This window comes from Flavobacterium sp. (assembly GCF_049318185.1).
Taxonomy (GTDB): Bacteria; Bacteroidota; Bacteroidia; order Flavobacteriales; family Flavobacteriaceae; genus Flavobacterium.
The window spans coordinates 1-12,865 of the sequence record NZ_JBMOGV010000002.1 but is presented as its reverse complement, the minus strand read 5'-3'; the positions used below and the strand labels follow the sequence as shown (position 1 = coordinate 12,865).

Annotated in this window: 12 protein-coding genes; 1 reads left to right on the top strand and 11 read right to left on the bottom strand. The window is 32.6% G+C overall.

The features are described from left to right. Positions 1–65: 65 nt before the first annotated feature. The 8 genes from ilvA to ACOYLT_RS00270 all read right to left on the bottom strand — a co-directional run bounded on the left by ilvA (position 66) and on the right by ACOYLT_RS00270 (position 9,385). Positions 66–1,310, bottom strand: coding sequence for a threonine ammonia-lyase IlvA (gene ilvA, locus ACOYLT_RS00305; RefSeq protein WP_422851836.1), 1,245 nt, complete (start codon positions 1,308–1,310; stop codon positions 66–68). Positions 1,311–1,340: 30 nt separating this feature from the next. Then, positions 1,341–2,819: a ketol-acid reductoisomerase gene (gene ilvC / locus ACOYLT_RS00300; protein WP_422851835.1), complete on the bottom strand. Its 1,479-nt coding sequence runs from the start codon at positions 2,817–2,819 to the stop codon at positions 1,341–1,343. Between the two features lie 47 nt (positions 2,820–2,866). Further along, a complete protein-coding gene (gene ilvN / locus ACOYLT_RS00295; RefSeq protein WP_422851834.1) occupies positions 2,867–3,454 on the bottom strand; it encodes an acetolactate synthase small subunit in 588 nt (195 codons plus the stop codon). A gap of 12 nt (positions 3,455–3,466) precedes the next feature. Next, positions 3,467–5,215 (bottom strand): biosynthetic-type acetolactate synthase large subunit, encoded by a 1,749-nt coding sequence (gene ilvB, locus ACOYLT_RS00290; protein ID WP_422851833.1) that lies wholly within the window; start codon positions 5,213–5,215, stop codon positions 3,467–3,469. 12 nt (positions 5,216–5,227) lie between these two features. Then, positions 5,228–6,907 carry a dihydroxy-acid dehydratase gene (gene ilvD, locus ACOYLT_RS00285; protein ID WP_422851832.1) on the bottom strand — a complete coding sequence of 560 codons (1,680 nt, stop codon included), beginning with the start codon at positions 6,905–6,907 and terminating at the stop codon, positions 5,228–5,230. A 21-nt stretch (positions 6,908–6,928) separates the two neighbouring features. Then, on the bottom strand, positions 6,929–7,795 hold the full coding sequence (locus ACOYLT_RS00280; protein WP_422851831.1) for a branched-chain amino acid transaminase: 867 nt from the start codon (positions 7,793–7,795) through the stop codon (positions 6,929–6,931). Positions 7,796–8,225: 430 nt separating this feature from the next. Next, positions 8,226–9,119 (bottom strand): lytic transglycosylase domain-containing protein, encoded by an 894-nt coding sequence (locus ACOYLT_RS00275; RefSeq protein WP_422851830.1) that lies wholly within the window; start codon positions 9,117–9,119, stop codon positions 8,226–8,228. A gap of 110 nt (positions 9,120–9,229) precedes the next feature. Further along, positions 9,230–9,385 carry a hypothetical protein gene (locus ACOYLT_RS00270; protein WP_422851829.1) on the bottom strand — a complete coding sequence of 52 codons (156 nt, stop codon included), beginning with the start codon at positions 9,383–9,385 and terminating at the stop codon, positions 9,230–9,232. Positions 9,386–9,451: 66 nt separating this feature from the next. Between ACOYLT_RS00270 and ACOYLT_RS00265 the strand changes: the two genes are divergently transcribed. Continuing rightward, a complete protein-coding gene (locus ACOYLT_RS00265; RefSeq protein ID WP_422851828.1) occupies positions 9,452–9,766 on the top strand; it encodes a GNAT family N-acetyltransferase in 315 nt (104 codons plus the stop codon). Between the two features lie 40 nt (positions 9,767–9,806). On the opposite strand, the gene mtaB is transcribed toward ACOYLT_RS00265, so the two are convergent. The 3 genes from mtaB to ACOYLT_RS00250 form a co-directional block, all read right to left on the bottom strand. After that, positions 9,807–11,129, bottom strand: coding sequence for a tRNA (N(6)-L-threonylcarbamoyladenosine(37)-C(2))-methylthiotransferase MtaB (mtaB, locus tag ACOYLT_RS00260; protein WP_422851827.1), 1,323 nt, complete (start codon positions 11,127–11,129; stop codon positions 9,807–9,809). 112 nt (positions 11,130–11,241) lie between these two features. After that, positions 11,242–12,417, bottom strand: a complete 1,176-nt coding sequence (locus tag ACOYLT_RS00255) for a GlmU family protein (protein ID WP_422851826.1) — start codon at positions 12,415–12,417, stop codon at positions 11,242–11,244. Positions 12,418–12,534: 117 nt separating this feature from the next. Continuing rightward, positions 12,535–12,786: a type B 50S ribosomal protein L31 gene (locus ACOYLT_RS00250; RefSeq protein WP_422851825.1), complete on the bottom strand. Its 252-nt coding sequence runs from the start codon at positions 12,784–12,786 to the stop codon at positions 12,535–12,537. Between the last annotated feature and the right edge of the window lie 79 nt (positions 12,787–12,865).

Sequence of the window (12,865 nt, the reverse complement as noted above, 5' to 3'; positions counted from 1 at the left end):
AATAAAAAATGCCCCAAATAGTGTCTAACTTTTTGGGGCATGTTCATTTTAAGAGGCTTTTTTATTTACCCAATTATCTGAGCAAACAAATCTTCTTTTTCATTAAGATATTGAAATTGAAAGCCATTTATATTCATTTTTTCTTTTATTGCAACGATATCATTTTTATTTTTTAGTTCTAAACCAACTACAACTGAACCAACTTCTCTACTATTTTTCTTGGCAAATTGAAAATAGGTTATATCGTCATCTACACCTAAAATATTATTTACAAATTCTTTAAGTGCTCCTGGACGCTGAGGAAATTGTATCATAAAATAGTGCATTAATCCTTCGTATAGAAGAGAACGTTCTTTAATTTCGGCAGTTCTTTCTATGTCATTATTACTTCCGCTTACAATGCAAACTACATTTTTTCCTTTGATTTTATCTCTATAAAAATCTAACGCAGCAATTGCTAATGCTCCTGCTGGCTCAACAACCATAGCCTCTTCGTTGTACAATCTCAAAATAGTAGTACACACTTTTCCTTCGGGAACAAGTAAAATATCATCAAGAGTATCTTTACAAATTTCAAAAGTTAAATCCCCAACTTGTTTCACAGCTGCACCATCAACAAATTTATCAATGGTTTCTAAAGGACTATTTTCTCCATTTTCTATAGCTTTTTTCATGGCTGGTGCACCTTCAGGCTCAATACCAATGATTTTTGTTTTTGGACTTAATTCTCTAAAAACAGTTGACAGTCCTGCTGCTAATCCGCCACCACCAACAGGAACAAAAACATAATCTATAGGTTTTTGGCTTGCGCTTAAAATTTCTAAACCTACAGTTCCTTGACCAGCAATAACCTTGTAATCATCAAAAGGATGGATGAATTGCTTAAAATTTTCAGTTGCATTTTCTATTGCAAAAGCATAAGCATCATCAAAAGTATCACCAATTAATACAATTTCCACAAAGGATTTTCCAAACAATTGTACTTGCTTGATTTTTTGTTTAGGTGTTGTTTTTGGCATATAAATCACACCATGAATTTGGAGTATGTTACAAGAATAGGCAACACCTTGAGCATGATTTCCTGCACTTGCACATACAATTCCCTGCATTTTTTCGGCATCCGAAAGCGAACTTATTTTGTTATAAGCACCCCTAATTTTATAGGATCGTACCACTTGCAAGTCTTCACGTTTAAGTAAAATTGAAGCATCAAATTCATCAGATAAATTCATGCTTTCAGCTAACGGAGTTGTTTGAACAATTCCATCTAACAGAGTTTTTGCTTTTACTATTTCATCAAATAAATTCATTTTAATGCTTGCTAGGATTGGAGATACTTTTTATTCAACGACTTTTTTCATTGCGGTCATAGCTTCACGTAACTCTGCTCCACATTTTTCTATGGAATGATTTCGAATAGCGGCATTAATATGCACCAATTCAAAATTATCGACATTGGTATTTGCTGTCAAATTAAAGTTTTTACCTATCAAATTAGTATCAACTTTTTTCATGAAATCAGCCAATAAAGGCTTACAGGCATGATCAAATAAATAACAACCATATTCTGCTGTATCTGAAATAACACGATTCATTTCAAACAATTTTTTTCGAGCAATGGTATTTGCAATTAATGGTGTTTCATGTAACGATTCGTAGTATGCTGACTCGTTCTTAATTCCTGCGGAAGTCATCGTTTCATAAGCTAATTCTACACCCGATTTTACAAATGCCACCATTAAAGTTGCATTGTCAAAATATTCTTGCTCGGTTATTTCAATATTTCCAGCAGCTGTTTTTTCAAAATTAGTTTCACCTGTAGCTTCTCGCCAAGTGAATAGATTTTTATCACCATTAGCCCAATCTTCCATCATGGTTTTTGAAAAATAACCAGATAAAATATCGTCCATATGCTTCTTAAACAATGGATTCATAATAACTTTTAGTTCCTCTGCCAATTTGAATGCTTCAATTTTAGCAGAGTTTGAAAGTCGATCCATCATGTTCGTAATTCCGCCAATTTTTAGCGCTTCGGTAATCACTTCCCAACCATATTGCACTAGTTTTGAAGCATAACCAGCGTCGATACCTTTTTCTATCATTTTGTTAAAACTCAAAATCGAACCTGTTTGCAACAAGCCACAAAGAATGGTTTGTTCACCCATCAAATCCGATTTCACTTCGGCAACAAACGATGACAGCAAAACACCTGCTTTATGACCACCAGTTCCTACACAATAGGCTTTGGCAATTTCTAAACCATTACTATTTGGATCATTGTCAGAGTGTACTGCGATTAGTGTTGGCACACCAAAACCTCTAAGAAATTCAGCTCGAACTTCGGATGCAGGTGATTTGGGTGCAATCATAACCACCGTAATATCTTCACGAATTTGCATTCCTTCTTCCACTATATTAAATCCATGTGAATACGACAAACAAGAACCTTTTTTCATCAAAGGCACAATTTTATTAATGACTGATGTATGTTGTTTGTCTGGTGCTAGATTGGATACTAAATCGGCTGTTGGAATCATTTCTTCAAAAGTTCCTACTTCAAAACCATTTCCGGTTGCGTTTACAAAGGATGCTCTTTTGTTATCAATAGCTTCTTGACGCAATGCGTAAGCAACATGTAATCCACTATCACGGAGATTTTGTCCTTGTGCTAAACCCTGTGCGCCGCATCCAATGATTACTATTTTCTTTCCTTTAAGTTGAGCAACTCCATTTGCAAATTCAGAACTTTGCATAAAATCACATTTTCCTAATTCTTGAACTTTTAGTCGATGAGGAAGTGAATTGAAATAATTTGACATTGTTTATTTTTTTATTTTTAGTATTAATTTATATTTAAATTGAAAATTTACATTTCGAAAATCATACTTTTATGATTAAGGAATTCGTTGTTTATAGGTTTTTTAGTTGGATCATTTTTTTCCATATCTAATACTTTCTTGTGTACTCCTTCACTCGATTTGATAATGGCAATCCTTGAACTTCGAACAAATTCAATTAGTCCGTATTTGTCTAATTCTTTTAGCAAATTATCTATTTCTTCATACTGACCTGTAGTTTCAAAAACAGTATAATCTTCTCTAATTACTACAGCATTTGCACCAAATTCTCTGAGCAATCTTTCTACTTTTACATCTTTTATAATTACAGAAGTAGGCACTTTGTATAAAGCCATTTGTTGCCAAATAATTTCGTCATTTGTATTGTAAAACACTTTAAATACATCAACCATTTTTTCTAATTGACGCACTATGTTTTTAACAACAGTTTCTGTTTCAATTACTACAATGGTAAATCGATAAATGCCTTCTATTTCACTGGGAGAAGTATTTAAGCTTTCTAGGTTTATCTTTCTTCTAGAAAATATAATTGCAATTTTATTGAGCAATCCTACCTGATTTTCAGTATAAATTGTCAGTGTAAATTCATTTTTCATAATGAGTATCTATTAAATTTCTTCTTTACTTAATACAATTTCTGCAACTCCTTTTCCTTGTGGAACCATTGGAAAGACATTATCCTCATGAATTACAGCCACTTCTAGAAGAAATGAACTTGGATAATCTAACATTTCCTTTAAACTCTCCCTTAATTCTTCTCTTTTTGAAAGATGTTTACCCGCAATAGTATAGGCATTAGCTACTTTAACAAAATCAGGACTTTGAATATCAGTAAACGAATACCGTTTTTCATGAAATAATTCTTGCCATTGACGCACCATTCCCAGGAAACTATTGTTTAATATTAATATTTTTACATTAGGTTTAAACTGCATTATAGTGCCCAATTCCTGTAGGTTCATTTGTGCTCCACCATCACCCATGATGGCTATAACTTGACGTTCTGGAGCACCAAATTTAGCGCCAATTGCAGCAGGAAGTGCGAATCCCATAGTGCCTAATCCGCCACTAGTAATATTGCTCCGGGTTTTATTTTGCTTGGCATAACGACAAGCCACCATTTGATGTTGACCCACGTCGGTTACAATTACTGCATCGCCATTTGTCAATTCATTAAGAACATTAATAACTTCTCCCATGGTCAATCCGCCATCAGCTGGATTCAACTCTTTTTGAATCAAGGTCGTGGATTCTTTTTCTTTTTTGATTTCAAATTCTTTAAACCATTCAGGATGCGTTTTCTTATCAAGTAATTGTGTTAGTAATGGCAAGGTTTCTTTACAATCTCCCCAAACAGGAACTGTTGTTTGAACGTTTTTGTCAATTTCGGCAGGATCTATATCAAAATGAATAACTTTCGCTTGTTTTGCATATTTATCTAATCGACCAGTAACTCTGTCGTCAAAACGCATTCCAACGGCAATTAACACATCGCATTCATTGGTTAAATAATTGGGCCCATAATTTCCATGCATTCCTAACATTCCAACTGCAAGTGGATGATCAGTAGGAATAGCACTCATTCCCATGATTGTCCAAGCTGTTGGTATTCCAGATTTTTCGATAAAAGCAAGAAATTCATTTTCGGCATTGCCCAATAAAACTCCTTGTCCATAAATAATGAAAGGCTTTTTTGCTTGATTAATAATAGCCGCTGCTTTTTCAATATAATCCAATCTTACAATTGGTTTTGGCCGATAACTTCTAACATGTATACAAGATCTGTATCCAATATAATCAAAAAGTTGAAGTTGCGCATTTTTGGTAATATCAATTAAAACTGGTCCAGGTCGACCTGTTTTTGCAATATAGAAAGCTTTGGCTAAAATTTCAGGAATTTCTTTTGCATCTGTTATTTGGTAATTCCATTTGGTAATTGGTGTAGTAATATTGATAATATCAGTTTCTTGAAATGCGTCCGTTCCTAATAAATGAGCAAAAACTTGTCCCGTAATACAAACTAATGGGGTTGAATCTATGAGAGCATCAGCCAAACCTGTAACTAAATTGGTTGCACCTGGTCCGCTTGTGGCAAAAACAATACCTGTTTTTCCGCTCACTCTGGCATAACCTTGAGCAGCATGGATTGCCCCTTGCTCATGACGAACCAGTATATGATTTAACTTGTCTTTAAAATCAAATAGTGCATCATAAATTGGCATTATTGCGCCACCTGGATAACCAAAAATGATATCAACTTCTTCAGATAATAATGCGTCAATTACGGCTAAACTTCCTGTGGTTGATATAGGTTGTTTTTGTGTCTTATTAGTAGTATCAAGTTCTAATGTTTTCATAATATTTCTATTTTAGTCTTCATCGGTTACACAACCTTCGGACGCATCTTTAACTAATTTTACATATTTATATAGTACTCCATTAGTCACTTTTAATGCAGGAATTACTAATTTTTTCCTTCTTTCTTCTAATTCTAAATCGGATACTTTTAAATTGATTGTATTAGAAACAGCATCAAGTTCAATAATATCGCCGTTATTAACTAATGCAATCGTTCCTCCATCAAAGGCTTCTGGAGTGATGTGTCCAACAACAAAACCATGAGTTCCTCCACTAAATCTTCCATCAGTAATCAAGGCTACACTTTTTCCTAAACCAGCACCTATAATTGCAGAAGTTGGTTTAAGCATTTCGGGCATTCCTGGTCCGCCTTTTGGTCCGACATATCGGATAACAATTACATCGCCAGGTTGAATTTTTTTGTCTTCAATACCTTGAATTAGTTCTTTTTCGCCATCAAAAACTTTGGCTGGACCGACAAATTTTTCTCCTTCCTTTCCAGTAATTTTTGCAACCGAACCTTTTGTTGCAAGATTTCCATAAAGAATTTGAAGATGACCAGTCGCTTTAATTGGATTTTCTAATGGACGAATAATGTTTTGATTATCAAAGTTAATATCAACTACATTTTCTAAGTTTTCAGCTAATGTTTTTCCGGTAACCGTAATACAATCGCCATGTAATTTTCCTTTAGTTAGAAGATATTTTAATACCATAGGAACACCACCTTTTTCGTGAAGATTTTGCATAAGATAATTTCCGCCTGGTTTAAAATCAGCTATTAAAGGTGTTGTATTACTTATTCTTTGGATATCGTCTTGAGTAATTTTTACTCCAACACTTTTTGCCATTGCAATGATATGTAACACAGCATTTGTACTTCCTCCAAGTGCAATTAACGTTGTAATTGCGTTCTCAAAAGCTTTAAAAGTCATGATGTCTTTTGGACAAATATTCTTTTTTAATAATATTTTTATGAAATGTGCTGATTTTTTGCATTCTTCAATCTTTTCATTACTCACAGCTGGATTTGAACTTGAATAAGGCAAACTCATTCCTAGAGCTTCAATAGCTATTGCCATAGTGTTTGCGGTATACATGCCGCCACAAGCACCAGCTCCTGGACATGAATTTTTGATAATTCCTTTGAATTCCTCATCTGATATTTTTCCGGCAATTTTTTCCCCCAAAGCTTCAAATGCTGAAACAATATTCAAATCTTTTCCTTGGTATTTTCCGGGTGCAATAGTTCCTCCATACACCATAATAGATGGTCTATTTAATCTACCCATTGCAATAATTGCTCCTGGCATATTTTTATCACAACCTGGAACGGCTATTACTGCATCATAATAATGTGCCGCAACTACACTCTCAATACTATCAGCAATTACTTCCCGACTAACTAATGAGTATCGCATTCCGTCAGTTCCATTGGTAATTCCATCACTAATTCCAATAGTATTAAAAAGTAAGCCTACCATATCAGTAGCATTTACTTCAACTTTTATATAAGATGCCAAGTGGTTGAGATGCATGTTACATGTATTTCCATCATAACCCATGGATGCAATTCCGATAAATGGCTGAGCCAATTGAGCATCATTTAAACCAATTCCATACAACATGGCTTGAGCGGCAGGCTGTGTTGGATCTTGTGTAACGGTTTTGCTGTATTTATTTAATTCCATTAGTATTTTGTTTCTTTATAGTTATTTTTCTAAAACTAAATTTTTATAAGCAGTTTGTACTTTTTTTCCAAGAGTGTCGTGCCAGTTTTTTGAAAAATTATTCTTTTCTAACGATTGTAAGCCAATAATTTCAGCAGCTGTTCCGCAAAGAAAAGCGCCATCAGCATTAGCTAAATCTTGTGGCAAAAATTCTCCTTCTAATACTTCAATTTCTAAATTTTTACATAATTCAATTACGGTTGCTCTTGTAATTCCTGGTAAAATATTTCCTATTTTAGGAGTGAACAGTTTACCCTCTTTCTCGAAAAATAAATTGGAACCTGGCCCTTCTGCTAAAAAACCTTCGGTATCGAGGAGAATGGCTTCATCAAATCCTTTGTCTTTAGCCTCAGTAACTGCAAGTATGGAGTTTACATAATGTCCACATACTTTTGCTTCAATTTTTGTTGATTTAGGATGTGGCCTACTGAAAGAAGATATAGTTACATTTAATAAATTATCCCCTAAATAGGCTCCCCATTCCCAACAGCAAATCATAATGGAAACGCTATTAGGTTTTGTCAAACTCATATTTGGTCCACAAAAAATTAATGGTCGAACATAGGCATCTTTAAAATTATTTAGTTCTAATACTTTATAGGTTTGATTGATTAAGTCTTGAATATCGTATTCAAAAGGAATATTGATTAATTCACATGAATTTTTGAATCGTTCATAATGTTCTTTTATTTTAAAAACACTAACTCCATTTCCTGTATCATAAGCTCTCATTCCTTCGAAAACACCATAACCATAGTGTAAAGTTTGTAGGTAAAGATTAGAATTGGCATCATTTGCATTGACAAAATCACCGTTTAAATAAATTATTGTTTGTTCCTTAAAATACATATTCTAAAATTTTGATTAAAAAAACCTTCCTCTATTTTGATTGAGAAAGGTTTACTATAATTGTACAAAAATCCTAACTCGTCACATAAAACGAATAATAATCACGATAATAATTATAGTTACTAATTTATTCATCTCATATTTAAAAAAAAACCTTCCAAGTAGGAAGGCCAAATTTATATTTACTATACAATCATCTTCCTATTAAAGTAATATTACCTCAATGATATTAGTAACGAAGATGTTTGGAATTATTGACATTTTTTTAAGATTAATTATTTACAAATATATTTTATTATTGAATAATCACAAATTTTAATTCAAAAAAAATCGTAAATAATTGAATTTTTATTAATAAATTAATAAAATGTATGATAAAAAATTAAATCCTAATTTTAAGTGTTTTAATTTGATTAATCTGTAAAAAATGTTAGAATCCACTCAATGGAATTTGAATTTCATATTTTTTCTTAGTTGGATTGAGTAATTTTTTATCTCTTAGCCAAGGATTATGAATTTTTAATATTTTGTAATTAATGCCCTGAGAAAAAGCAAATTCTGCTAAATCAATAATTGTACTGTCGACTTCTACTTTTTTTGTTGGTATTGGGACATATAAATCACTAGAAAAAATACTAAAACCATATTTCTCTGGATTTTTCATAATTTCTTTTAAAGCTAATATTCTAAAAACATAACGCGAAGTCTCTTCGGTTAAAGCTAAATCATAATAATCTGTTACTTTTTGCTCTTCAATTTTTTTTGAAATTCCAGTCATTCCGCCATTATATGCAGCAGCAGCTAATGTCCATGAACCAAACTTATCTTTGGCTACCAATAAATATTTACAAGCAGCTATAGTTGATTTTTCTAAATGATAGCGCTCATCCACAATATCGTTGACCTCCATGCCTTTTTCTTTGGCACTATCCGGCATAAATTGCCAAACTCCTTTTGCTCCAGAACCAGAAACCGCATTAGTCAAACCACTTTCAATAACCGCTAAATATTTGAAGTCATCAGGCACATTATATTGTTTCAAAATTGGCTCTATAATTGGAAAAACACGATTAGCCCTTTTTATTATCAATGCTGTTGTAGCATCAAGGTTAGCATTTATTAATAATTCTCTATCCAATCGTTCTTTGACATCAGTGATATTTAATGGTGCATTTTCTCCAGCAAAATCAATTGATTCCGGAAAAAACATGGCTGTTCCTTCGTGCATTACTCTATCTTTATTGTTGCCAGTTATTGCAAAAATTAGAAATCCAGAGACAACAACAAAAAAAAGCGTAGTAATAAAGGGTTTATTCGTTTTCATAATCTTTACATTTTTCATAGGGTAAAACTACAAAATTGAGCTGTAATTAATAGTTTTCCATTATAATTTTAGGCAAACAATAATTTTATAATATATATTTTTTTAAATCACTAGAGCAGCGCATAATAATTAATAGTTTTTTGATGTTCTGGTAGAAACCATTCTAGGAAATACATTTCAAAAATAGCTTTTGGCAATTGAATCCTTTCAAAAATAGTTGAATTTGCTGCCATTCCTGACCTAAAATAAAGATAAATTTTAGACATAAAACAACCGTAAACTCGTTAATTTTAAGTAAATTTGCATAATATTAATCCTTTTAATTTCACTAAATGATGAACGATACATTAATTTCAGAAAAAATGGAAATTAAAGACAATACTTTTGCACGCCAATTTGAAACTTTGATTAATGGTAAATTAATTTCTGTAGAATATTCATTTCAAGAAAAGAAAATATTCCTAACAAGAATTACTGCTTTTGAGGGTTTTGAAGATGAAGACTTTATCTCTGATTTATTGAAAAACATTATGGAAATTGCCTATGAGCGAAAACTTAAAGTAGTTCCTATTTTACCGAAAATTGCACTTTTCTTTAGAAAAAATACTCAATACAAAGATTTGCTTCCGCCAGGAATAAAAATATAACAATATAAGAGTTTTATGTATCGGACTTTTTTGTTAAGCTTTAAACATTTAAAAATTCTATTCTCACGCTTCCTTCTTCATCAATTTTTGTCAAATTGATTTCATGCAATGTATTGACCAATTCTGGATTCCAAGGTGTTTTTACTTTTACGTAGTTTTCGGTAAAACCGTGAATATAACCTTCCTTGTTTTCACTTTCAAATAATACTGTACGGTTAGTTCCTATTTGACTTTCATAAAAAGCACGCCGTTTTTTTACTGATAATCCACGAAGCATTTTACTGCGTTTGTTGCGAACATTCATTGGCACAACATCTATCATTTCGGCGGCTTCTGTGTTATCTCTTTCGGAGTAGGTAAAAACATGTAAGTAGGAAATATCCATGTCGTTTAAAAAATTATAAGTTTCCAAAAAATGTTGGTCAGTTTCTCCAGGAAAACCAACTATAACATCAACTCCAATACAAGCGTGAGGCATTACTTGACGAATATTTAAAACTCTATCAGTATAAACTTCTCTCAAATAGCGACGCTTCATTTTCTTCAAGATTTCGTTACTTCCGCTTTGCAACGGAACATGAAAATGAGGTACAAAAGTTCTGCTTTGAGCGACAAATTCTATAGTTTCGTTTTTCAAAAGATTAGGCTCAATGGAAGAAATTCTTAATCTTTCAATACCTTCAACTTCATCTAATGCTTTTACCAAATCTAGAAAAGTATGTTCGTGTTTTTTGTTGCCAAATTCGCCTTTTCCATAATCGCCAATATTTACGCCTGTTAAAACGATTTCTTTTATCCCTTGTTTTGAAATATCATAGGCATTTTTCAAAACATTTTCTAAGGCATCGCTTCTAGAAATTCCTCTAGCTAAGGGAATAGTACAATAAGTACATTTATAATCACAACCATCTTGCACTTTCAGAAACGCACGAGTTCTATCACCTATAGAATAACTACCTACATAAAAATCAGCTTCTTCTATTTCACAGGAATGTACTTCGCCTCTATCATTTTTGGACAAGTCATTAATATAATCGGTGATTTTGAATTTTTCGGTGGCTCCTAAAACCAAGTCAACTCCGTCAACTGAAACCAATTCTTCTGGTTTTAATTGCGCATAACAACCGACAGCTGCAACGAATGCTTTTTCGTTGAGTTTCATAGCTTTTTTTACTACTTGTTTGAATTGTTTGTCGGCATTTTCGGTAACCGAACAGGTATTTATTACATAAATATCGGCTACTTCTTCAAAGTCAACTCTGTCAAAACCTTCGTCTTGAAAATTTCTCGCTATGGTAGAAGTTTCGGAGAAATTCAATTTGCATCCTAAAGTGTAAAATGCTACTTTCTTTTTTTGTTCCATATATATTCTCAATTAATGAAATCGTTGTCAAAAAATTGAGTGGGCAAAGATATATTAATTTGGAAATTAATCCATTTGGAAATTTGAAAATGTAAATTATCTTCCAATTAATTTACTCTTTTCTATATTTCTTAGTTGCTTCAAAAACATGTTCCAAAATCTTAGCGTCTTCCTCAGTAAATTTCACTTGTCTGCGAGCCATAACTAATTTGGCAGTTTGGAAAGCTTTGCTTGTTAAATAAGTAGTAAATCCCGAAGCGCCACCCCAAGAAAAACTTGGCACAAAATTGCGAGGAAATCCTGCTCCAAAAATGTTTGCACTTACACCAACTACTGTTCCTGTGTTGAACATCGTATTGATACCACATTTACTATGATCACCCATCATCAGTCCGCAGAATTGCAAACCAGTTCTTGCAAATCCTTCCGTTTCATAACTCCACAATCGCACTTCTTCGTAGTTGTTCTTTAAATTAGAATTATTACTATCTGCGCCAATATTACACCATTCACCCAAAACTGCATTTCCCAAAAACCCATCGTGACCTTTATTAGAATAGCCAAAAAGAACTGAATTACTAACTTCACCACCAATAACAGAATGTGGCCCAACTGTCGTTGCGCCATAAACTTTTGAAGCGAGTTTTACTCTACCAAATTCACACAAAGCAAATGGTCCCCGAATAACAGAACCTTCCATAATTTCAGCATTTTTTCCAATGTAGATTGGTCCCGTTGAGGCATTTAAAGTCACAAATTCTAGTTTTGCTCCTTCTTCAATAAAAATATTTTCAGGAGCAATTACATTAACACTTTTAGGTATTGGTTGTGATTTTCTATCTTCAGTAATCAACTCAAAATCTTCTCTGAGTGCTATATCATTTTTAGCAAAAATATCCCAAGTATGCTGAATTTTTATACATGCTTCGCTGAAATCCAAAATTTCATAGCTATCAAAATCAACTTCGTCTTGTGTATCATTAGTATAAAAAGCAATCACTTCTTCTCCTTGAAAAATAGCTTGGTTTTTTTCTAAACTTTTAACCATTCCAACTAAAATATCATTGGGTAAAAAAGAGGCATTGATCATAACATTATCTTCCATTTCTACCATTGGGAATTTTTCAGAAAGGTATTCTTCGGTTAATGTAGTTGTAGTATAACCTAAATATTTTTCCCATTTTTCACGAATAGTTAATATTCCAACTCTGATATCTGCCACAGGTCTTGTGAAAGTAAAAGGCAATAAGGCATTACGAACTGTTCCGTCAAACAATATGTAGTTCATTTTGGTAGCTTTTTAAAAGATATGCGTTCAAAGTTACAAAGTTTATTTTAGATTAAATCAATAAAAAAACCACTCACTTTCGTGAATGGTTCTCCTAAAATTTGAACACTGTAACTATTATTTACCGTGTTTAGCGTATTTAGTTTTAAATTTATCAATACGTCCTGCAGTATCAATAAGTTTAGATTTACCTGTGTAAAAAGGGTGAGAAGTTCTAGAAATCTCCATTTTGAATACTGGATACTCAACACCTTCGTGCGTGATAGTTTCTTTTGTTTCTACTGTTGATTTAGTGATAAAAACATCTTCATTTGACATGTCTTTAAAAGCAACTAATCTGTAATTTTCTGGGTGAATTCCTTTTTTCATTTTGTAAATCTTTTATTGTTATGAAGTAGTTTGTTTTGAAGCTTCCACTCTAGAAGGTATAAACTAGCTACAACTTTTA

Bases quoted from the DNA above. Each gene is read 5' to 3' on its own strand.
- ilvA (WP_422851836.1), bottom strand. From the start codon at position 1,310: ATGAATTTATTTGATGAAATAGTAAAAGCAAAAACTCTGTTAGATGGA.
- ilvC (WP_422851835.1), bottom strand. From the start codon at position 2,819: ATGTCAAATTATTTCAATTCACTTCCTCATCGACTAAAAGTTCAAGAA.
- ilvN (WP_422851834.1), bottom strand. From the start codon at position 3,454: ATGAAAAATGAATTTACACTGACAATTTATACTGAAAATCAGGTAGGA.
- ilvB (WP_422851833.1), bottom strand. From the start codon at position 5,215: ATGAAAACATTAGAACTTGATACTACTAATAAGACACAAAAACAACCT.
- ilvD (WP_422851832.1), bottom strand. From the start codon at position 6,907: ATGGAATTAAATAAATACAGCAAAACCGTTACACAAGATCCAACACAG.
- ACOYLT_RS00280 (WP_422851831.1), bottom strand. From the start codon at position 7,795: ATGTATTTTAAGGAACAAACAATAATTTATTTAAACGGTGATTTTGTC.
- ACOYLT_RS00275 (WP_422851830.1), bottom strand. From the start codon at position 9,119: ATGAAAACGAATAAACCCTTTATTACTACGCTTTTTTTTGTTGTTGTC.
- ACOYLT_RS00270 (WP_422851829.1), bottom strand. From the start codon at position 9,385: ATGTCTAAAATTTATCTTTATTTTAGGTCAGGAATGGCAGCAAATTCA.
- ACOYLT_RS00265 (WP_422851828.1), top strand. From the start codon at position 9,452: ATGATGAACGATACATTAATTTCAGAAAAAATGGAAATTAAAGACAAT.
- mtaB (WP_422851827.1), bottom strand. From the start codon at position 11,129: ATGGAACAAAAAAAGAAAGTAGCATTTTACACTTTAGGATGCAAATTG.
- ACOYLT_RS00255 (WP_422851826.1), bottom strand. From the start codon at position 12,417: ATGAACTACATATTGTTTGACGGAACAGTTCGTAATGCCTTATTGCCT.
- ACOYLT_RS00250 (WP_422851825.1), bottom strand. From the start codon at position 12,786: ATGAAAAAAGGAATTCACCCAGAAAATTACAGATTAGTTGCTTTTAAA.